The sequence below is a fragment of the Prauserella oleivorans genome (assembly GCF_042685745.1).
Classification (GTDB): Bacteria; Actinomycetota; Actinomycetes; order Mycobacteriales; family Pseudonocardiaceae; genus Prauserella_A; species Prauserella_A oleivorans.
Map to the genome: position 1 here is coordinate 2,614,711 of NZ_JBHUNT010000001.1, position 19,382 is coordinate 2,634,092.

General features: G+C 71.8%; 21 protein-coding genes. 14 read left to right on the top strand and 7 right to left on the bottom strand.

The window, feature by feature from the left end; all coding sequences use genetic code 11:
• Positions 1-84: 84 nt before the first annotated feature.
• From ACFSZT_RS12920 to ACFSZT_RS12945, 6 genes are all read left to right on the top strand, one after another.
• Positions 85-870 carry an electron transfer flavoprotein subunit beta/FixA family protein gene (locus tag ACFSZT_RS12920; protein WP_377394170.1) on the top strand — a complete coding sequence of 262 codons (786 nt, stop codon included), beginning with the start codon at positions 85-87 and terminating at the stop codon, positions 868-870.
• 17 nt (positions 871-887) lie between these two features.
• Positions 888-1,847 carry an electron transfer flavoprotein subunit alpha/FixB family protein gene (locus ACFSZT_RS12925; protein WP_377394168.1) on the top strand — a complete coding sequence of 320 codons (960 nt, stop codon included), beginning with the start codon at positions 888-890 and terminating at the stop codon, positions 1,845-1,847.
• A gap of 154 nt (positions 1,848-2,001) precedes the next feature.
• Positions 2,002-2,772, top strand: a complete 771-nt coding sequence (locus tag ACFSZT_RS12930; protein WP_377394166.1) for a GNAT family N-acetyltransferase — start codon at positions 2,002-2,004, stop codon at positions 2,770-2,772.
• Entirely contained in the window at positions 2,769-3,653 is an 885-nt protein-coding gene (locus tag ACFSZT_RS12935) for a lysophospholipid acyltransferase family protein (protein ID WP_377394164.1), read from the top strand. Before ACFSZT_RS12930 ends, ACFSZT_RS12935 begins: the two co-directional genes overlap by 4 nt.
• A complete protein-coding gene (locus tag ACFSZT_RS12940; protein ID WP_377394162.1) occupies positions 3,650-4,432 on the top strand; it encodes a tryptophan 2,3-dioxygenase in 783 nt (260 codons plus the stop codon). The genes ACFSZT_RS12935 and ACFSZT_RS12940 overlap by 4 nt, the downstream gene beginning before the upstream one ends.
• 181 nt (positions 4,433-4,613) lie before the next feature.
• The gene (locus ACFSZT_RS12945; RefSeq protein WP_377394160.1) at positions 4,614-5,687 is read left to right on the top strand and encodes a Glu/Leu/Phe/Val family dehydrogenase; all 1,074 of its coding nucleotides are present in this window, start codon (positions 4,614-4,616) and stop codon (positions 5,685-5,687) included.
• Positions 5,688-5,748: 61 nt separating this feature from the next.
• Here the strand turns inward: ACFSZT_RS12945 and ACFSZT_RS12950 are convergent, their stop codons facing one another.
• A complete protein-coding gene (locus ACFSZT_RS12950; RefSeq protein WP_377394158.1) occupies positions 5,749-5,967 on the bottom strand; it encodes a DUF5302 domain-containing protein in 219 nt (72 codons plus the stop codon).
• A 71-nt stretch (positions 5,968-6,038) separates the two neighbouring features.
• Positions 6,039-7,997, bottom strand: a complete 1,959-nt coding sequence (locus ACFSZT_RS12955; RefSeq protein WP_377394156.1) for a VanW family protein — start codon at positions 7,995-7,997, stop codon at positions 6,039-6,041.
• 249 nt (positions 7,998-8,246) lie between these two features.
• Between ACFSZT_RS12955 and ACFSZT_RS12960 the strand changes: the two genes are divergently transcribed.
• From ACFSZT_RS12960 to priA, 6 genes are all read left to right on the top strand, one after another.
• Positions 8,247-8,498: a hypothetical protein gene (locus ACFSZT_RS12960; protein WP_377394154.1), complete on the top strand. Its 252-nt coding sequence runs from the start codon at positions 8,247-8,249 to the stop codon at positions 8,496-8,498.
• A 12-nt stretch (positions 8,499-8,510) separates the two neighbouring features.
• Positions 8,511-9,011, top strand: a complete 501-nt coding sequence (locus ACFSZT_RS12965; protein ID WP_377394152.1) for a metallophosphoesterase family protein — start codon at positions 8,511-8,513, stop codon at positions 9,009-9,011.
• Between the two features lie 3 nt (positions 9,012-9,014).
• Complete coding sequence (locus tag ACFSZT_RS12970) at positions 9,015-10,022, top strand: PHP domain-containing protein (protein WP_377394150.1); 1,008 nt, start codon at positions 9,015-9,017, stop codon at positions 10,020-10,022.
• A 66-nt stretch (positions 10,023-10,088) separates the two neighbouring features.
• Positions 10,089-11,264: an MFS transporter gene (locus ACFSZT_RS12975; RefSeq protein WP_377394148.1), complete on the top strand. Its 1,176-nt coding sequence runs from the start codon at positions 10,089-10,091 to the stop codon at positions 11,262-11,264.
• A 9-nt stretch (positions 11,265-11,273) separates the two neighbouring features.
• Positions 11,274-11,903: an imidazole glycerol phosphate synthase subunit HisH gene (gene hisH / locus ACFSZT_RS12980; RefSeq protein WP_377394146.1), complete on the top strand. Its 630-nt coding sequence runs from the start codon at positions 11,274-11,276 to the stop codon at positions 11,901-11,903.
• 34 nt (positions 11,904-11,937) lie between these two features.
• Entirely contained in the window at positions 11,938-12,675 is a 738-nt protein-coding gene (priA, locus tag ACFSZT_RS12985) for a bifunctional 1-(5-phosphoribosyl)-5-((5-phosphoribosylamino)methylideneamino)imidazole-4-carboxamide isomerase/phosphoribosylanthranilate isomerase PriA (RefSeq protein WP_377394144.1), read from the top strand.
• 6 nt (positions 12,676-12,681) lie between these two features.
• Here priA and ACFSZT_RS12990 read toward each other — a convergent pair whose 3' ends face one another.
• Together ACFSZT_RS12990 and ACFSZT_RS12995 are read right to left on the bottom strand one after the other, a co-directional pair.
• Positions 12,682-13,083: a PPOX class F420-dependent oxidoreductase gene (locus tag ACFSZT_RS12990; RefSeq protein WP_377394142.1), complete on the bottom strand. Its 402-nt coding sequence runs from the start codon at positions 13,081-13,083 to the stop codon at positions 12,682-12,684.
• 62 nt (positions 13,084-13,145) lie between these two features.
• Positions 13,146-14,888: a hypothetical protein gene (locus tag ACFSZT_RS12995; protein ID WP_377394140.1), complete on the bottom strand. Its 1,743-nt coding sequence runs from the start codon at positions 14,886-14,888 to the stop codon at positions 13,146-13,148.
• A 396-nt stretch (positions 14,889-15,284) separates the two neighbouring features.
• Between ACFSZT_RS12995 and hisF the strand changes: the two genes are divergently transcribed.
• Positions 15,285-16,058, top strand: a complete 774-nt coding sequence (gene hisF, locus ACFSZT_RS13000; protein ID WP_377394138.1) for an imidazole glycerol phosphate synthase subunit HisF — start codon at positions 15,285-15,287, stop codon at positions 16,056-16,058.
• Complete coding sequence (gene hisI, locus ACFSZT_RS13005; RefSeq protein WP_377394136.1) at positions 16,055-16,450, top strand: phosphoribosyl-AMP cyclohydrolase; 396 nt, start codon at positions 16,055-16,057, stop codon at positions 16,448-16,450. The genes hisF and hisI overlap by 4 nt, the downstream gene beginning before the upstream one ends.
• Here hisI and ACFSZT_RS13010 read toward each other — a convergent pair.
• The 3 genes from ACFSZT_RS13010 to ACFSZT_RS13020 form a co-directional block, all read right to left on the bottom strand.
• Positions 16,441-17,403, bottom strand: coding sequence for a calcium/sodium antiporter (locus ACFSZT_RS13010; protein WP_377394134.1), 963 nt, complete (start codon positions 17,401-17,403; stop codon positions 16,441-16,443). The genes hisI and ACFSZT_RS13010 overlap by 10 nt on opposite strands.
• Positions 17,404-17,458: 55 nt before the next feature.
• Positions 17,459-18,580 carry a baeRF11 domain-containing protein gene (locus ACFSZT_RS13015; protein WP_377394132.1) on the bottom strand — a complete coding sequence of 374 codons (1,122 nt, stop codon included), beginning with the start codon at positions 18,578-18,580 and terminating at the stop codon, positions 17,459-17,461.
• Between the two features lie 120 nt (positions 18,581-18,700).
• Positions 18,701-19,315 (bottom strand): TetR/AcrR family transcriptional regulator, encoded by a 615-nt coding sequence (locus ACFSZT_RS13020; protein ID WP_377394130.1) that lies wholly within the window; start codon positions 19,313-19,315, stop codon positions 18,701-18,703.
• Positions 19,316-19,382: the final 67 nt, after the last annotated feature.

Below are 19,382 nucleotides of genomic sequence, written 5' to 3' on the forward strand. Positions count from 1 at the left end.
AAGGTGGTCACCTCGGGACCCGGGCCAGCGATTTCACGAATAATCTACCGCTCAGTAACGCCCTGCATGCGCCGAAGGAGATCCATGACCAACATCGTTGTCCTGGTCAAGCAGGTGCCGGACACGTACTCGGAGCGCAAGCTCAGCGAGAGTGACCACACCCTGGACCGTGAATCCGCCGACGCGGTGATCGACGAGATCAACGAGCGTGCCGTCGAGGAGGCGCTCAAGATCAAGGAGGCCGGCGAGGGCGAGGTGACCGTCCTCTGCGTCGGGCCGGACCGCGCCACCGACGCCATCCGCAAGGCCCTGTCCATGGGCGCCGACAAGGCGATCCACGTCTCCGACGAGTCGCTGCACGGCTCCGACATGGTCGCCACCGCGAAGGTCATCGCGGCCGCGCTGGGCAAGGTCGGCAGCTACGACCTCGTCATCGCGGGCAACGAGGCGTCCGACGGCCGTGGCGGTGCCATCCCCGCCATGCTCGCCGAGCTGCTCGGCCTCCCGCAGCTGACCCACGCGCGTCAGCTCACCGTCGAGGGCACTACCGTCAAGGTCGACCGTGAGACCGAGGACGGCGTGACCCACCTCGAGGCGAGCCTGCCCGCCGTCGTCAGCGTGACGGAGAAGATCAACGAGCCGCGCTACCCCTCGTTCAAGGGGATCATGGCGGCCAAGAAGAAGCCGGTGGAGACCCTCACCGTCGCCGACCTCGGTGTCGACGCGGGCGAGGTCGGTCTCGGCAACGCCTGGTCGACGGTGCTGGAGGCGGCGCCCAAGCCGCCGCGCACGGCTGGTCAGCGGGTCGAGGACGAGGGTGACGGCGGCGTGAAGGTCGCCGAGTACCTGGTCGGCCAGAAGCTCATCTGAGACAAGGAGACGAACTCATGGCTGAAGTACTCGTGCTCGTCGACCAGGTCGACGGTGAGGTCAAGAAGGTCACCTACGAGCTGCTCACCGCGGCGCGCGCGCTGGGCGAGCCCTCGGCGGTCGTCGTCGGCGCACCCGGCACGGCGGGCAAGGTGAAGGACTCGCTCGCGTCCTACGGCGCGGCGAAGGTGTACGTCGCGGAGTCCGACGACGCCGCCGGCTACCTGGTGACGCCGAAGGTCGACGCGCTCGCCACCGTCGCGGGCCAGGCGTCCCCGGCCGCGGTGCTCGTGCCCGCGACGTCCGAGGGCAAGGAGATCGCGGGCCGGCTCGCCATCCGCCTCGGCGGTGGTCTGCTCGTGGACGCCGTCGGTGTGAACGCCGACGGCTCGGTGGACCAATCCATCTTCGGTGGCGCCTTCTCGGTCAAGGCCAAGGCGTCCCAGGGCACCCCGATCATCTCGGTGCGGCCGGGTGCCGTGGAGGCCGAGCAGGCCGAGGGTGCCGCCGCGGAGGAGTCGGTGTCGCTGCCCGCCGTCGACGCCGCGAAGGCCGCCAAGATCACCGGCGTGGAGCCGGTCGTCGGGGGTGACCGTCCGGAGCTCACGGAGGCCTCGATCGTCGTCTCCGGTGGCCGTGGTGTCGGTTCCGCCGAGAAGTTCGAGGTCGTCGAGAAGCTCGCCGACGCGCTCGGCGCGGCGGTCGGCGCCTCGCGTGCCGCGGTCGACTCCGGCTACTACCCGGCCCAGTTCCAGGTGGGCCAGACCGGCAAGACGGTCTCGCCGCAGCTGTACGTCGCGCTCGGCATCTCCGGCGCGATCCAGCACCGCGCGGGCATGCAGACCTCGAAGACCATCGTCGCGGTGAACAAGGACCCCGAGGCGCCGATCTTCGAGATCGCCGACTTCGGTGTCGTGGGTGACCTGTTCAACGTCGCGCCGCAGCTCACCGAGGAGGTCAGCAAGCGCAAGGGCTGAGCCGGTTCACCGGCCCGGTCCGCGAAGGCCGCCTTCCCGCACGGCGGGGAGGCGGCCTTCGCCGCTTCGGTGAACAGGCTGTTCACGCAGTGTGCAGCCGCGCGCCACGGCCGGTGCCCTTCGTGGTTTCCCTCCCCGGTTCAGCATCTGGGGCATGACGCGGTCACAGCTACTGCTCAGTACTGACCGGAAAGGCGACTCGGCGGCGCGGTATTCGCTGCGGGTCGCACACGACCAGGACGAGGTGCTCGCCGCCCAGCGGCTGCGATACCGGGTGTTCGCCGAGGAGATGGGGGCGCACCTCGACTCCCCGGAACCGGGCCTCGACATCGACCACTATGACCAGTTCTGCGACCACCTGGTGGTCACCGACGACGGCACGGGCGAGATCGTCGGGACCTACCGGATGCTCCCGCCCGACCGTGCGCGCGAGGCGGGTGGCCTCTACGCCGACACCGAGTTCGACCTCGGCAACCTCGACGGCCTGCGTGGCTCGCTCGTCGAGACCGGGCGCTCCTGCGTCGACGCCGCACACCGCAGCGGCGCCGTGGTGAGCCTGGTGTGGGCGGGCATCGCGCGCTACATGCTGCTGGCCGGGCACCGCTACCTCGCCGGGTGCGCGTCGGTGCCGCTGGCGGACGGCGGAGCGACGGCGGCGGGCGTGTGGGACCTCGCGCGTGCCCGGCACTACGCGCTTGCCGAGCAGCGGGTGACCCCGTTGCACCCCTGGACCTGCGACGACATCGCCCGGCCTGCCCGGCCACTGCTGCCGCCGCTGCTGAAGGGCTACGTCCGCCTGGGTGCCCGGGTCTGCGGACCGCCCGCTCACGACCCGGACTTCGGCGTCGCGGACTTCTTCGTGCTCCTCGACCTGCAGCAGGTGGACGCGCGGTACCTGAAGTTCTTCCTCGGGATGCCGGGATGACGCACGGCTGGATGCCCGTTTCGCCCTGTGGCGACGGCTGTCTGCAGCCGGGCGCGCCCACCGTGGCGTTCCCGCGCCGGGTCGCTCGGCTGTGCGGCGCCGCGGCCGTGGTGGTGCTGGCGCTCGGGATCGCGCCGCTGCTGACCGTGCTGCCGGGCAGGCAACGGCTGGTGCGTCTGGTGTTCCGCGGCCTGTTGGCCGCCCTGGGCGTGCGGCTCGTCGTGCACGGCGAGCTCGACGGTACGGGCCGCGGCGCGCTCGTGGTCACCAACCACATCTCCTTCCTCGACATCATCGGCGTCAACGCCGTCCGTCCGATGAGGGCACTCGCGAAGCGGGAGATCGCGGGCTGGCCGGTGCTGGGCGGCCTGGTCTCCCGCGCGGGCACGGTGTTCGTGGATCGGGAGCGACTGTCCACATTGCCCGGCACCGTCGCCGAGCTGGCCGCGGCGCTGCGCTCCGGATCGCTGGTCAACGTCACCCCCGAGGGCACCACGTGGTGCGGCCTGGCCTCCGGCCGGTTCCGGCCCGCGGCCTTCCAGGCGGCCATCGACGGGGGCGTCCCGGTGCGGCCGCTGGCCCTGCGCTACCTCGCGGGCGGCCGCGAGACCACCCAGCCCGCGTTCATCGGCCCGGAGTCGCTGATCGCGTCGCTGCGCCGGGTGGTCAGGCTGCGTGGCCTGGTGCTCGAGGTGCACGTGTGCCCGGAGATCGCGCCCGGACGTGCCGCGGACCGGCGGAAGCTGGCCGCGCTGGCCGAGGCCGCCGTGCGCTCCGCCCTCGGCACCGCGGCGGTGGCGCCGGCCAGGCGGGCGCCCGCGACGGCGGCGTCGACGAACGCGAGGCCGGCCGGCCCGGGCGGCCCTAAGCTGATCGGATGAGCGAGTCCGACGCCGCGCTGACCTACACCTCCTACCTCGCACTCGACGAGGTGCTCGGTGCCCAGCGGCCGCGGTCGGACGAGCACGACGAGCTGCTGTTCATCGTCATCCACCAGGTCTACGAGCTGTGGTTCAAGCAGCTGCTGCACGAACTCGCCTTCCTGCAGGGCGTTCTGGAGGACGGCGACAGCCCGCACGCGCTGCGCACGCTGCGCCGCATCCTCACCATCCTCAAGGTGGTGGTGGCCCAGATCGACGTGCTGGAGACGATGACGCCCAGCCAGTTCGCAAGCTTCCGGGCGCGCCTGGACGCGGCGAGCGGCTTCCAGTCCGCCCAGTTCCGGGAACTCGAGGCCGTGCTCGGCAGGCGGGACGAGAAGGTCCGCGAGCACTACCCGCCCGGCAGCCCGGCCCGGGACCGGATCGCCGCCGCGATGAGCAGGCCGTCGCTGTTCGACTCGTTTCTCGCCTACCTGCGCAAGCACGGCTACGACACCCCGGCGCGCCCGGACGTCACCGCGCCGCTCGAACCCTCACCCGTCGTGCAGGACGCCCTGCTGCGCGTGTACCGCGACGACGAGGCGCCCGCGTCGGTGTGCGAGCGCATGGTCGATCTCGACGAGGGCGTCCAGGAGTGGCGCTACCGGCACGTGAAGATGGTCGAACGGACCATCGGCGACAAGCCCGGCACCGGTGGTTCCTCCGGTGCGGCCTACCTGCGGACCACGTTGTCCCGGCCCGTGTTCCCGGATCTCTGGGCCGTGCGCAGCCGGCTGTGACCCGGCGTGCCGGCGACGCGACGAAAGTGTCCCGGGTGGGTGGTGGCGGGCCTCGGCCGGGTTTAGGTTGAGGCCAGCGGTGATCGCTCCCGGGACGACCTCCCGGCCGCGGCGCCGCCCCGACAACAGACACCGGCCGCGCCCACAGGTGGGGCCGGGGACGACAAAGGAGTCACCGACCGTGACCGACGGTGTATTCGGCCGCGACAGCGGCCACGAACAAGTTGTCTACTGCCAGGACCGGGCCACCGGGCTGAAGGCGATCATCGCGGTGTACTCCACCGCGCTGGGTCCCGCGCTCGGCGGCACCCGTTTCTACCCGTACGCCTCCGAGGCCGACGCGCTCGAGGACGTCCTCGCGCTGTCGAAGGGCATGGCGTACAAGAACGCGCTCGCCGGACTGGACCTCGGCGGCGGCAAGGCCGTCATCATCGGCGACCCACGGACCGCCAAGTCCGAGGCGTTGCTGCGCGCCTACGGCCGGTTCGTGCAGTCCCTCGGCGGGCGGTACATCACCGCGTGCGACGTCGGCACGTACGTGGCGGACATGGATGTCATCGCCCGGGAGACCCGGTTCGTCACCGGCCGGTCACGCGACGACGGGGGAGCGGGCGACTCCTCGGTGCTCACCGCGTTCGGCGTGTTCCAGGGCATGCGCGCGTGCGCCGAGCACGTGTGGGGCGTGCCCGAGCTCCGTGGTCGCCGCGTCGGCGTGTCCGGCGTCGGCAAGGTCGGCAGGCTGCTCACGGGACACCTGGTGGAGGCCGGGGCCGAGGTGGTCGTCACCGACGTCGACGAGCAGGCCATCGACCGGGTCCGGGCCGCGCACCCGTCCGTCGAGGTCGTGGCCGACTCCGCGACCCTGTTCCGCTCGGACCTCGACGTGCTGGCGCCGTGCGCGCTGGGGGGTGTGCTGAGCGAGGAGACGGTGCCCGCGCTGCGGGCGAAGATCGTGTGCGGGGCCGCGAACAACCAGCTGGCGCACCCGGGCGTGGAGAAGCTACTGGACGAGCGGGGCATCCTGTTCGCCCCCGACTACCTGGTCAACGCGGGCGGCGTCATCCAGGTCAGCGACGAGTTGCACGGCTTCGACCTCGACCGGGCCCGGCGCAAGGTCACGGCGCTGTACGACACGGCGAAGGCGGTGTTCGCGCTCGCCGCCGACGAGGGTGTTCCGCCCGCGACGGCCGCCGACCGGCTGGCCGAGCGGCGCATGGCCGAGGTGTCGCGCCTGCGCTCGATCCTCACCCCCTGAGCCGACCGGATACGACACGGGCCGCCTCGCCGTGCGCGAGGCGGCCCGTGCCATCCGGACATCAGCCGCTCTTGCGGCGGAAGGTGCGCTTGTGCGCGGCCGGACCGTGGGCCTGCCCGGTCCGGGATCCGAGGTCGGTGTGCGCGGCGCCTTCCTTGGCCTTGGCCTGCTTGCGTTCCAGGGCCTCCCGGAAGCGGCGCTTGACGGCGTCCTCCCCGGTGCCGGCACCACCGGCCGCCTCGGATGCGGCGTTGTCCTGCGGCGGAGCTGATTCGGTCATGGTGCCTCCCGGGTGACGGCGTCGGACCGGTCCAGCCTGGCACCGCGCCGTCCCCGGGGCCACCCGTTTTCTCAGGGACGTCCGCCGCAGACGATCTTGTTCTGCGGGTTGTAGCGCACGGTCCGCGACTCCCGGCGCACCTCCGCGCCGGTGGCCGGGTCCCGCAGGATGCGCGTGTCGGTGACGGTGAAGCCCGGCGCGCCGCTGCTCGGGGAGCAGTTCTCCTTCGGGCCCCGCTCGGTCTTCGGCGGCACGAAATTGGTGCGCTCGCCGGTCACCGACTGGACGTCGTACTGCTTGGTGCCCCACAGCCGCACGGTGATGCTCGACGGCGTCCACTCGGTCTGGATCGCCACGCCGGTCGGGCTGTCGTTGCGGAACCTCAGGTCGATGACGCTGGAGCCGTCGGCGTTCTGGAACACCGTGGCCTCGCGGCCCGCGGGGTACCGGCTGATGTAGTAGCTGTGCTCCTGGTGACCGGCGTCGGTCATGCCCGCGAAGTACGCGGCGTTGTACAGCGTGGTCGCGAACTGCGAGATCCCGCCGCCGACTGCCTTGCCGGGCGCACCGTCCTGGATGATCCCGGCCTCGATGTAGCCGTCGGCGGCCGTGCGCGGCCCGGTGTGGCCGTTGAGGCTGAACGTCTCGCCCGGCTTGACGATCGCGCCGTTGACCTCCTCGGCGACCCGGCGGATGTTCACGCCGGAGTCGGCGGCGAAGTCACCGGTGGTGAACTCGCCGATGACCTCCTTGATGCCGAGCTGGTTGGCTTCCTCGGTGGTCGTCTCGGCGGGCTTCTTCTCGTAGTGCGCCGCGAGCTCCCGGCCGTCGTCCTTCTTGAGGACGTCCATCAGCGGCTTGAACGTCACGTCCCACTTGATCTGGTTGCCGTCCTCGGACGGCACGACGGTCGGCGCGCCGCCCTCGAACACGATCTGGGCGTCGCGGCCTTCCTTCTCCGTGCTCGCCAGCTCCTCCTCGACGCCCGCGACCATCTTCTTCTGGTCGATCTTCGGCACGAGCCGGCCGTTCTCCGGCGCGAAGCTGAGTGCCGCGGCGATCTCCTCGGGCTCCAGCGTGCCGTCCGCGCCCTCACCGTGGACGACGACCGGTGCGGAGACGGCGGGCTCGGCGACATCCTTGAGCGCTGCCTGCACGGCCTGGGACGTGATGGTCACCGGCGTGCTCCGGACCGGCAGCCGCAGGCGCTCACCGTCGGCCCAGCCGTCGAGGATCACCGACTGCGCGCCCGCCACGTCGAGTTCCTGGCCGTTCTTGGGTTCGATCGCCTTCGGTGTCGCGTCCTCGAACACGACGTTGCCCTCGACGGGCTCGCGGTCGATCTCGTTGCGCAGCGCCGCCATCGCGTTCTCGAGCTGGTTGGGCTCGGACTCGGTGACGACACCGACCTCGCGCTCGGAGAAGAACGACGTGATGCGGGTGATGGGGTTCAGCGGCTGGTCGCCCGCCTCGTCGAGGGTCTGCTGCCAGTTCAGCCGCAGGCCCGCGGACGTGGGGTCGAACGAGCTCTGCACGTCGCCCGCCGTGTACTCGACGGGCTTGGTCAGCCGCGGTTCGAGTTCGGAGCGGAGCTTGTCCTCGGCCTCGCTGTGGCTCAGCCCGCCGACCTCGACTCCGGCCACCACGACGCCGCGCGGCACGTCGCCGCTCGTCACGAGCAGGTCGGCGACATAGGCCAGGGCGAGGACCCCGAACACGGCGGCGGCGATCAGCGCCGGCTTCGGCACACGGCGCTTGCCCTTCGCCGGCTCGGCCTCGCCGGCCGGGGCCGTCCGTGGCGCGAACTGCTCGGTGGGACCGTCGGCGCCGCCGGGCCGCTGCCCGTAGCCCTGCGAGCCGTGCGCGGCGGCCAGGTGCTGCGTGTCGGCCGCGCCGTAGTCGTGCGCCGGTATCTGCTGGGTCGCTTCGACGTCGGACTCGTGCCCGGCAGGGCCGGGACGTGCCGGAACGGCCGGCAGCACGTCGGTCTGCTCGGCATGCGATTCGGGCCACTGAGGATCCTGTGGCAAGACAACCCTCCACGTCCTGCGATGACGGGCCAGGACTCCGCCGGTCAAGATACGGCCCGCGCCGGGTCCGGCGGTACGCGACCCCCGCAACGGGGTGCCAGGGCGTTTCCGCAGGCATCGGGGGTGGCGCCACTCCTTCACCGGGCGAACACCGGCTGCGGACAGCGGGTAGCGATTCGATCTCGATCGACTTTCGGCCGAACGGGTACCCGGGGTGGACAGGCGACGACCGACGAGAGGGAGAGCCTCATGCGCATCACCGCCGATCACGTCCGCGCCCTGCTGGAGTCCGAGCTCAGCGAGCCGAACCTCGTCGTGCTGGAGGGCCGGGTCAGCGTGCTGGACGCCTCCGACCTCGGTTCGCAGCGTTACGCTGGGGCGCTGGTCGTCGCGTCCCGCGAGGACCTGCACGGCCGGCTCGGCGACCGGGAACCGTCGGAGCGGGAGCTCACCGAACTCGCCGCCGGGCTGGAGGCCGGAGTGTCGAACCTCGGTGGGTAGGAGATGCGCGGCATGCGGTTGCTGATCATCGCCGACACGCACGTGCCGCAGCGGGCGAAGCGCCTGCCCGAGCAGGTGTGGCAGGAGGTCGACCGCGCCGACGTGGTGATCCACGCCGGCGACTGGGTGGACGTCGCCCTGCTGGACGAGCTCGAGGCGCGCTCGCGGCGGCTGCTCGGCGTCCACGGCAACAACGACGGTCCCGCCCTGCGCGCACGGTTGCCCGAGGTCGCCACGGCCGAGCTGGACGGCCTGCGGCTCGCCGTCGTCCACGAGACCGGGCCCGCGAAGGGCCGAGAGCGCCGCTGCGCGCGCGACTACCCGGACGCCGACGTGCTCGTGTTCGGCCACAGCCACATCCCGTGGGACACGGTCGCCCAGAGCGGCCTGCGCCTGCTCAATCCCGGGTCGCCGACGGACCGGCGCAGGCAACCGCACTGCACATACCTGACCGCGCGGGTCGAGAACGGGCGGCTGGCCGACGTCGCCCTGCACGCGCTACCGCCGAGGTGAGGCATGGATCCCGTGAAGGTGTTGCGCCAGATCGCCCTCCACCTGGAGCGCAACGGCGAGCCGAGCTACCGCGTCCGGGCGTTCCGGCGGGCCGCCTCGGTGGTGGCCGAGCTGCCCGAGCGAGAGGTGGAGGAGCGGGTCCGCGCGGGCACGCTCACGGCGTTGAGCGGCATCGGCAAGACGACGGCCGCGGTGATCGCCGACGCCGTGGAGGGCCGGGAACCGGCTTATCTCACCGACCTGGCCTCCCGGGGCGCACCCGGCATCCCGGACGGTGGTGCCCTGCACGCCGCGTTGCGGGGTGACTGCCACACCCACTCCGACTGGTCCGACGGCGGCAGCCCCATCGAGGAGATGGCCGAGGCGGCCCGCGCTCTCGGGCACGACTACCTCGTGCTCACCGATCACTCGCCGCGGCTCACCGTCGCGAACGGGCTGTCCGCCGAGCGGCTGCGCAGGCAGCTCGATGTGGTGGCCGCGCTCAACGAGAAGCTCGCGCCGTTCCGGATCCTCACCGGCATCGAGGTGGACATCCTCGCCGACGGAACCCTCGACCAGGATCCGGACCTGCTCGAGGAGCTCGACGTCGTGGTGGCGAGCGTGCACTCGCTGCTGCGGATGCCGGCGCCGGAGATGACCGAGCGCATGCTCACGGCGGTGGCCAACCCCCGCGTGAACGTGCTCGGCCACTGCACGGGGCGGCTCGTGTCCGGGCGCGGCAGGCCGGAGTCGACGTTCGACGCCGAAGCCGTGTTCACCGCGTGCCGGGAGCACGATGTCGCCGTGGAGATCAACTCGCGCCCGGAGCGGCTCGACCCGCCACGCAGGCTGCTGCGCCTGGCCCGTGAGCTGGGCTGCCGGTTCTCGATCGACAGCGACGCCCACGCCCCCGGGCAGCTGAGCTGGCTGCCGTTCGGGTGCGTGCGTGCCACCGAATGCGGGGTCGAGGAGGCCGCGGTGGTGAACACGATGAGTGCCGACGACCTCACCGCGTGGGCGGGCCGGCGCTGACGTCTCCCTGACGCACCACCGGCACCGAGTTGGACAGACAGGTACGGGCGTACTAGAACGGGTGGCATGTCCCACGCCCTGCCGGACACGGCTCCGAGCGCTCCGGCTCCTCCCTGGCACCACCGGGACTTCCGGTTCTCCCTGCTGGCGTCCGCGCTGGCGTTCTCCGGCTACGCCCTCCTGCTGCCCGTGGTGCCGCTGTGGGCCGTGCGGCAGGGGGCCGGGCCGTTCGCGGCGGGCGCGGCCACCGGTGTGTTCATGGCCAGCACGGTGCTCGCGCAGTTCGCCTCCGGCGCCCTCGTGCGGGCTCAGGGCTACCGCGCCGCGATGCTGTGGGGCGCGGTGTTCCTCGGGGCGCCGACCCCGTTGCTGATGCTGTGGCCGACCGCCCCCGGCATCCTGACGGTCTCGCTGCTGCGGGGCATCGGATTCGGCCTGCTCACCGTGTGCGGCAGCGCGCTCATCGCCGAACTGCTGCCGCGGGAATCCGTGGCGAAGGGGTCCGGTCTGTACGGGCTGGCCGCGGGCCTGCCCCAGCTGCTCGGCCTGCCGGTCGGCACGTGGCTGGCCCAGCACTGGGGGTTCGTGCCCGTGTTCGTCCTGGCGACGGCGTTGCCGGCGGCATCGGTCGCGCCGATCGTGCTGCTGGCCCGGATCCACCCGGCAGCCGAGCGCGGCAGGCGGAGCGGCCTGCGCGACATCGTCGGCGCGACCTGGCGGCCGTGGCTGCCGATGCTGGCCGTGTCCACGGGCTGGGGCGCACTCGCGACGTTCCTGCCGATCGTGCTGACCTCGCCGTCCTCCTCGGTGGCGTTGTTCGTGGCGCCGTGTGCGTCGATGTTCGCCCGCTGGGCGGCGGGTGCGATCGGTCACCGGGTCGGCGGCCCGGGCCGGATGCTGCCCGCGGGGCTCGCCGTGGGCGGGCTGGGACTGGCCGGCTTCGCGGTGCTCACCAGCACCGGCTCGGACGGCGCCTCCTGGCCGGCCGTGCTGGCCGTCGCGCTGTTCGGCCTCGGCTTCGGTGTGGTGCAGAACGACGCCCTGGTGGCCATGTTCGCCCGCACGCAGGCCGGTCCGGCCAGTGTCGCGTGGAACGTGGCCTTCGACGCCGGGCAGGGGCTCGGCGCCGTCGCGGTGGGCGCGGTCGTGTCGGGGACGAGCTTCGGGGTGGGCTTCGGGCTGCTCGCGGCGTGGGCGTTCGCGCTGCTGCCGGTGGCCTGGCTGGCCCGGCGAGCGGGTTAACCTGGAGTCGTGCCTCGTGTTGTGATCCTGGACTACGGGTCCGGAAACCTCCGTTCCGCCGAACGCGCCCTGCAACGGGCCGGTGCCGAGGTGGAGGTCACCGCGGATCCCCATGCGGCGCTGGAGGCCGACGGGCTCGTGGTGCCCGGGGTCGGCGCCTTCGCCGCGTGCGCCGACGGACTGCGCTCGGTGCAGGGCGACCGCATCATCGGCAAGCGGCTCGCGGGCAGCAGGCCCGTGCTCGGGATCTGTGTCGGGATGCAGATCCTCTTCGAGCGTGGCGTCGAACACGGCGTCGAGGCCGAGGGCACGGGAGAGTGGCCGGGCACGGTCGACCGGCTCGACGCCGAGGTGTTGCCGCACATGGGCTGGAACACCGTCCGCGCCCCCGCCGACTCGCAGCTGTTCGCCGGCCTCGACGCCGACGCGCGGTTCTACTTCGTGCACTCCTACGCCGCGCGCACCTGGGACCTGGAGTCCGGACTGACCGGCCGCCAGCCGAAGGTCACGTGGGCGCACCACGGCGAGGACTTCGTGGCCGCGGTGGAGAACGGGCCACTGTGCGCCACGCAGTTCCACCCGGAGAAGTCCGGCGACGCCGGAGCGCAGCTGCTGCGCAACTGGCTCAGCACCCTGTGACCCGATCGGCGCAGCCGCGTTCTACAGTGACCGCGTGACGTTCACGCTCCTTCCCGCCGTCGATGTGGCCGATGGTCAGGCCGTCCGTCTCGTCCAGGGCGAGGCCGGCACCGAGACCTCCTACGGATCCCCGCTGGACGCCGCGCTGTCCTGGCAGCGTGACGGTGCCGAGTGGGTCCATCTCGTCGACCTCGACGCGGCGTTCGGGAAGGGTTCGAACCGGGAGCTGCTGGCGGAGGTCGTGGGCAAGCTCGACGTGAACGTGGAGCTCTCCGGCGGCATCCGCGACGACGAGTCGCTGGCCGCCGCGCTGGCCACGGGCGCCCGGCGGGTGAACCTGGGCACGGCCGCGCTCGAGTCGCCGGACTGGTGCGCCAAGGTCGTGGCCGAGCACGGCGACCGGGTCGCGATCGGCCTGGACGTGCGCATCACCGAGCAGGGTCACCGGCTCGCCGCCCGGGGCTGGACCCAGGACGGCGGCGACCTGTGGGAGGTGCTGGAGCGCCTCGACCGCGACGGCGCCCAGCGCTACGTCGTCACCGACGTCAGCAAGGACGGCACGCTCAAGGGCCCGAACCTGGACCTGCTGCGCGATGTCACCGCGCGCACCGACGCCGCCGTCATCGCCTCCGGCGGTGTGTCCAGTGTGGACGACCTGCGGGCACTGGCGACGCTGGCACGCGACGGCGTCGAGGGCGCCATCGTGGGCAAGGCGCTGTATGCGGGCGCGTTCACGCTGCCCGAGGCGCTCGAGGCCGTCGCGAACGCCTGATCCGGCCTACTCGGCCTCGTTCAGCGCGATCGCGATCCCGACGGTCCGCTCGGGGTTGCCCTGCAACCGGCCACGCAACCGGCTGAAGAACATCGTCACCGCGCCGAGGATGCCGTACTTGCGGGACAGCGCGGAGCGGATCTCGGCGAAAGCAGCGCCGTCGACGATGCGGGCCACGCCCCGGACCGTCGGTCCATGCGTCCTCGTGCCGCGCAGGTCGCACGCCGTGACCTCGACCTGCGGGTTGTTGCGAATTCGCTTGACCTTGCCCGCGTCGCGCACGCTGAACAGCACCAGCTCGTCGCCCAGCCGCGCCACCCACACCGGCGTGGGCACCGCCTGGCCGGACTTCCGGAACGTGGTCAGCTGCACGTACTTCTCGGCGGCGAGGCGCCCCAGTTCTCCCATGCGGTGACCTTAGCCCCGTGGCGGCGCGGTCCGGGCGGTAATGGGGCCGGGTGCCGGACGTCCTACAGCGCTCCCGTGCCCGTCTGCCCGATCCGCAGCGTGTCGCCGCAGGCCCGCGTCGGCCACGTCGCGATGTTGCGTTCCAGCTTGGCCGCGTGCTCGGCGGCGTAGGCGCGCAGCTCCCGCAGCGTTTGCCGGTCCGGCACGACGTCCTTGCGCACCCAGTCGCCGTTCGGCGGCGGCTGGTAGAGGTCGGTGTGGATCTGGTAGTAGTCCCGCGCGAGCCGCGGGTCCAGGCCGAGGCCGTTGCCGTTGGTCCACGGCTGGCGGGTGTGGATGAACGTCGGCTTGAGCTCCTCGAACACGTACTTCGCCTGACCCGCGTTGTCGTGTTCGCGGACCAGCTGGGCGAACCGGTGGTTGGTCAGGCCGGCCATGTCGATGAGATGCAGCCTGCTGGTGAGCGCCGAACCGCCCAGGTCGGGCAGCACGAGCGAGCCCCGTTCGAGGCCCAGGATGTCGGCGTAGCCGTTGAAGGTGCGGCCGAAGCGGTCGGCGACGTAGCAGGCGGAGATGTTGGGGTCGGTCCGGAAGTCGTCCGCGGCGTGAGCGAACGAGGCTCCCGTGGGGAGCAGCACGGCGACCAGGCCCACGGCGATCCACGCCCGCGAGCGTGTGCGGGCGTACCGCAGCGCCTCACCGGCGGCGAGCGTGGCGGCCAGCGCGCCGAGAATCCAGATCGGGGTGGCGAACCGCAGCTGGTACATCCAGTCGGGCTCGAGCACGGTGTAGGCCACGATGGCCAGACCCAGCGGGACGAGCAGTGCGAGCAGACCACGGCGCCACCACGCGGGCCGGGCGAGCACCACGCCGATGAGCAGCACGGCCAGCAGCACGGCCGGGGCGCCGGCGTAGGCCACCAGGTCACCGGCCCTGGTGAGCTCGCGCAGCGCGGGGATGTCCTGTCGTTTCGCGATCGACGGGCTCGCCAGCCACTGTCCGAACGTCGCGTACCGCCACACGAAGTACGCGCCCACCGGCACGACGAACGTGACCACGGACAGCAGGATGTGCTTGACGCTCGAGGCGAGCGTGGCCCTGCGCATCGTGCCGAGCACGACGATCGGGTAGACGCCCGCGTAGATGAGCCCCTCGGGCCGGGTGAGGGCGGCGAACGCCGCCAGCGCGCCCATACCGAGCGCGAGCTTCGGCCGGAGCAGCCGGTTGTCGAGCACGGCCAGGAAGACGAGCACCGCCATCACGGTGACGGTGAGTCCGTACAGCGGGTTCTCCAGGCCGGAGAAGCTCCAGATGACGAATGACGGCGTGATCGCGAGCAACGCGCCGACGCAGAGCGTGGCCAGCCACGGTCGCTTGGTCACCCGTGCGGCCGCGACGTGACAGGCCGCCAGGATGCCCGCGCAGAAGAGCAGCGCGAGCGCCTTCGGGAAGAACACGTAGTCCGGGATGCCGAAGATCGTGCCGTGGTCGAACAGGCCGAAGAGCCTGCCGAGCACGAGCAGCGCGGTCCAGGTCGGGTTCGAGTAGCCCTCGACGGGTTCGGCGCCAGGCTGGACCACCGGGCCGAGGCCTTCGGCGAAGCTGCGCGCGTAGGCGAACGTGATCGCCGCGTCGTCGATGATCCAGTTGCCGTAGAGCGAGGCGTGCGCGCCGATGAGGGCCGTACCACCCGCCACCGAGGCGACGGGAAGCAACCGCGCGCGCCGCCGCGGGCGCGCGGCCGGCTCCGCGTCCGGATCCGGCGACCCGGACACAGGCGCTTCCCCCATCGTGACCGTTGCCATCCCAGCACCCTTGACATTCATCGTGCCGGCCGGTTCCCCCATGGCAGGAGTATTCCCCGGCCGGCGTGCGAATAACGCTCCGGAACGTGAACGTCCTGCCGTGTTCCGGAGGTGGCCGAGGCGCGTGCGTCATCGTGACCGCCTGCCGGCTGGTCTCGATGCAGCGGATCAAGGCGGGAAATGCTGCCTTGCTGCGATCCGGCCCACAGTCAGAGGATCATACGCACGCACCGGTCCGTCGGCCCGTTGGGTGGTCCATTCTGGACCGCGTATTTCCCTGGAGAGATCACGAAAAGGTCAACAGATGGGTGGGAACCACCCGCTCGGGCACCGGGCCCGTGCTGGGTGCCGACCGCCGCCGGGGGCGGCCCACCTGCGGAACCCTAAGCTGGATGCATGTCCGTTGCGGTGAGGGTGATCCCGTGTCTCGACGTCGACGCGGGCCGGGTGGTCAAGGGCGTCAACTTCGCCAACCTGCGTGACGCGGGCGATCCGGTGGAACTCGCGCGCGCCTACGACGCCGAGGGCGCCGACGAACTGACGTTCCTCGACGTCACCGCGTCGTCGGGCGATCGGGAGACGACCTACGACGTCGTACGCCGAACGGCCGAGCAGGTGTTCATCCCGCTCACCGTCGGCGGGGGCGTGCGCAGCACGGCCGATGTCGACCGGCTGCTGCGGGCCGGGGCCGACAAGGTGAGCATCAACACCGCGGCCATCGCCCGCCCGGAGCTGCTGCGGGAAGCGTCGCACCGGTTCGGGGCGCAGTGCGTGGTGCTGTCGGTCGACGCCCGGCGCGTGCCGGAGGGCGGCCGGCCCACGACGTCGGGTTTCGAGGTGACCACGCACGGTGGCCGTCGCGGCACCGGGATCGACGCGGTCGAGTGGGCCACGCGCGGTGAGGAACTGGGTGTCGGGGAGATCCTGCTCAACTCGATGGACGCGGACGGCACGAAGAACGGTTTCGACCTCGAGCTCATCCGGCTGGTCCGCAAGGCCGTGCGGGTGCCCGTGATCGCCAGCGGCGGTGCCGGCGCGGTCGAGCACTTCCTCCCCGCCGTCGAGGCCGGGGCCGACGCGGTGCTGGCGGCCAGCGTGTTTCACTTCGGGCAGCTCAAGATCGGCGACGTCAAGGACGCGCTGCGGGCCGGGGGTGTGGAGGTCCGGTGACCGAGAGCCCGCTCGACCCGGAGCTCGCCCGGCGGCTCAAGCGCAACGCGGACGGCCTGGTCTGCGCCGTCGTGGTCGACCACGAGACGTCCGACGTGCTCATGGTGGCGTGGATGGACGACGAGGCCCTGCACCGCACGTTGACCACCCGCCGTGCGACGTACTTCTCCCGGAGCAGGCAGCGGCTGTGGGTCAAGGGGGAGACGTCCGGGCACGTGCAGCACGTGCGGGAGGTCCGCCTTGACTGTGACGCCGACACCCTGCTCGTGCGCGTGGATCAGACCGGCCCGGCGTGCCACACCGGGACGCGCTCGTGTTTCGACACCGGCGAGCGGCTGTTGCTGGCCGACGACGGCGGACCGGCCGGGGCTCGCCCTGCCGGTCAGGTCTGAGCAGCGAGCAACCAGCCCAGATAGCCGCCGTACGCCACGACGAAGAGGGCACCCTCGAGGCGGCTGATCCGGCTGCCCGACACGAACACCGGCACACAGGCCAGCGCCGCCGCGACCATCAGCAGGAGGTCGCCTTCGAGGACCTCGTCGGGCACCGGGACGTCGCCCGGTGCCACCAGGACCGTGATCCCGAGAATGAGCGCGATGTTGTAGACGCTGGATCCCAGCAGGTTGCCCAGGGCGATGTCGCGATTGCCCCGGATCGTGGAAAAGATCGTGGTGACCAGCTCCGGCGCCGACGTGCCGATGGCGATGATCGTCAGCCCGATGACCGTGTCGCTCACCCCGAACGCCCGGGCGGCCTCGACCGCGCCGTCGACGAGCAGCGTGGCGCCCACGACGATGACCGCGATGCCGGCGACCAGGGTGACGGCGTCCACCCAGGGCCGGGTGGTCTCGCGCTCGGCATCCAGCGGCACCGGGCCTTCCGCGTCCTCGGCGGCGGACTCCTGACGGCCGGTGCGCAGGACGCCGAGCGTGTAGATGGTTCCGAAGAGCAGCAGGACCACGCCGTCCCAGGTGCCCAAGCCGCCGTCGAGCGCGACCAGCAGCAGCAACACCGCCGCCGCTGTCATCAGCGGGAGATCGAACCGCACGGTGCGGGTGTCGAGCGTGATCGGCCTGATCGCCGCGCTCAAGCCGAGAATCAGCAGCAGGTTGACCACGTTCGTGCCCACGATGTTGCCGACGGCCAGACCCGCACTGCCCTGGCGCGCGGATTCGATGCCAATGGCCAGCTCCGGCATGCTGGTACCGAGGGACACGACGGTGACCCCGATGACGATCGGCGCGATTCCCAGCCGCAACGCCAGCGCGGTCCCGGCCCGGATCAGCAGCTCGGCCCCACCGAGCAGGCCGGCGAAACCGGCAATGATCAGCAGGGCGCTCGACACTCAGACCGCCCGGTGCGGACGCGCCCGGCCGACGCGGTACACGAGCCGTCCGGACTCAGAACGCATACCGGAACGTGGCCGCGACCGGCCCTCCCCCGGGGACGTCGTCGGCACGCACCGCCACCACGCGGCCGCCGGCAGACAGCACGCGCCTGGCGATCTCGTCGACGACGCCGTAGCTGGAGGCGTCGTTCCCCGCGAACGTCACGGCACCGGACTCCTCGTCGACGTGGCCGGGCACCTGCGCATCGATGTCGGCGACCAGCGTGTCGACGACGCCGTAAGTCGCGGCGCGCGCGACGGTGGCGAGGTCCGCGGACGCACGGCCCTGGGCGAAGCGCTCCTCGAAGCGCTCCCGGAGCTCCGCGAGCTGGTGCGCGTAGACCTCGTCGAGGACCGTCCGTGCCGCGGCCGCCAGCTCGGCATCGGTGGCACCCTCCGGGCTGCCGGGGATCCCGGCACGGACGAGGTGCGGATAGCTGTTCACCGACCGGTAGATGGCGTTCAGCGGTTCGGCGGCGGCGAGGATCAGCGGCAGCTCGAGGCCGGTGAGCACGCCGCGCAGCGCCTGGTCCACCTTGCGCGCGTACTGCCGCAGCCTGACCTTCTGGCCCTCGGAGCCCTGGAGGCGACGGATCGGGGAGCGGTCGGCGATGGAGGACTTGCCCACGGCGCTGGCCGCGTCCGTGGGCAGGCCCGGGACGTCGACCGGGTAGGGCGGCCCGTCGCGCGTGACCTCCACCAGGCGTACCGAGCCCGCCGCGAGCGCGAGGACGAACGCGGCCTGCGGGAAGGTGACGGCCCGCAGCAGCGGCTTCACGTGGAAGCGGTCGCTGACCTCGACGGTGCTCGGCAACCGGTTCGGCAATCGGTAGGTCGTCACATTGCCGGGCGAGGCGAACACCGCCAGACTGCGTGCCTGCTCGGCCCAGAGATCGTCGTCCTCGACGAGGTCGTCGAGAGACTCGCGGACATCGGCGACCGCAGCGTGGTCGGCCCCCGACTCCTCGAGCTGCCGCACGGCCTCACCGGCCAGGTTCTTCAGCTCGATCCGGCCCGCCTGCGCCTGCGGGGTGACCGCCGTCGTCGGAAGGTACACCGAGACGCTGACCCGGTCCCGCGCCGCGATCAGCCACTCGAGCTGGTCGCGCGTGGGGATGTCTGTGTGGAGCGTCACAGCACTACTGTCCCCACGGCGCCGGGGACACGCAAGCTGACCGCGCCTGACCATGCGCGGTCGGTCAACACCCGGTTCCCGGCCACCCGAGCCCGGCGAGATCGCCGGCCGGATCTCGCGTCAGTCGATGTCGCCGGTGAGGTAGCGCTGCAGGGTCGGCGCGATGGCGGCGACGAGCGTGTCGATGTCGGCCGATGCCATGGGCTCGATCTTGGCGACGTAGCGGGCCATGCCGATGCCGATCACCTGGGTGGCGCACAGCGAGGCGCGCAACTCGGGCCGGTCCTTGCCCGTGCCCTGCGTGACGCCCGCGAAGATCCGGTTGATGAGCACCGTCTTCAGCGTGTGCATGGCCTCGGGCTTGGTGGTGACGCTGCGGATGAGGGCGGCGAAGGTGTCGCTGCCCGCGCCGTCCCAGCGGGTGAGGAACGTGCGCACGATGCTCTCGCCGAGGTGCTCGGGGCCGCGGGCGGTGACGGTCTCGATCACCTCGTCGATGTCGAACGGCACGTGCAGCACGGCCTTGGCGAACAGGCCCTCCTTGCCGCCGAACCAGTGGTTGACCATGGCGGCGTCGACGCCGGCCCGGGCGGCGATGGCGCGGACCGTGGCGCCCTCGTAGCCGTTCTCGGCGAACACGGCCCGTGCGGCCTCGAGCAGGGCCGCCTTCGTATCCTCGCCCGCCGGGCGGCGGCCACGTCGCTTCTGAGGGGTGTTCTCCCGCGCGGTCGTCACCTGCTCATCATGAACGAGCGAGGTCAGGAATTCAACGACGAGTGAATTAGTGCCCGGTGCGGGGCGT

Excerpts from the sequence above, each read along its gene's own strand:
- ACFSZT_RS12920 (WP_377394170.1), top strand. The coding sequence starts at position 85 with ATGACCAACATCGTTGTCCTGGTCAAGCAGGTGCCGGACACGTACTCG.
- ACFSZT_RS12925 (WP_377394168.1), top strand. The coding sequence starts at position 888 with ATGGCTGAAGTACTCGTGCTCGTCGACCAGGTCGACGGTGAGGTCAAG.
- ACFSZT_RS12930 (WP_377394166.1), top strand. The coding sequence starts at position 2,002 with ATGACGCGGTCACAGCTACTGCTCAGTACTGACCGGAAAGGCGACTCG.
- ACFSZT_RS12935 (WP_377394164.1), top strand. The coding sequence starts at position 2,769 with ATGACGCACGGCTGGATGCCCGTTTCGCCCTGTGGCGACGGCTGTCTG.
- ACFSZT_RS12940 (WP_377394162.1), top strand. The coding sequence starts at position 3,650 with ATGAGCGAGTCCGACGCCGCGCTGACCTACACCTCCTACCTCGCACTC.
- ACFSZT_RS12950 (WP_377394158.1), bottom strand. The coding sequence starts at position 5,967 with ATGACCGAATCAGCTCCGCCGCAGGACAACGCCGCATCCGAGGCGGCC.
- ACFSZT_RS12960 (WP_377394154.1), top strand. The coding sequence starts at position 8,247 with ATGCGCATCACCGCCGATCACGTCCGCGCCCTGCTGGAGTCCGAGCTC.
- ACFSZT_RS12965 (WP_377394152.1), top strand. The coding sequence starts at position 8,511 with ATGCGGTTGCTGATCATCGCCGACACGCACGTGCCGCAGCGGGCGAAG.
- ACFSZT_RS12970 (WP_377394150.1), top strand. The coding sequence starts at position 9,015 with ATGGATCCCGTGAAGGTGTTGCGCCAGATCGCCCTCCACCTGGAGCGC.
- ACFSZT_RS12975 (WP_377394148.1), top strand. The coding sequence starts at position 10,089 with ATGTCCCACGCCCTGCCGGACACGGCTCCGAGCGCTCCGGCTCCTCCC.
- ACFSZT_RS12990 (WP_377394142.1), bottom strand. The coding sequence starts at position 13,083 with ATGGGAGAACTGGGGCGCCTCGCCGCCGAGAAGTACGTGCAGCTGACC.
- ACFSZT_RS12995 (WP_377394140.1), bottom strand. The coding sequence starts at position 14,888 with ATGGCAACGGTCACGATGGGGGAAGCGCCTGTGTCCGGGTCGCCGGAT.
- hisF (WP_377394138.1), top strand. The coding sequence starts at position 15,285 with ATGTCCGTTGCGGTGAGGGTGATCCCGTGTCTCGACGTCGACGCGGGC.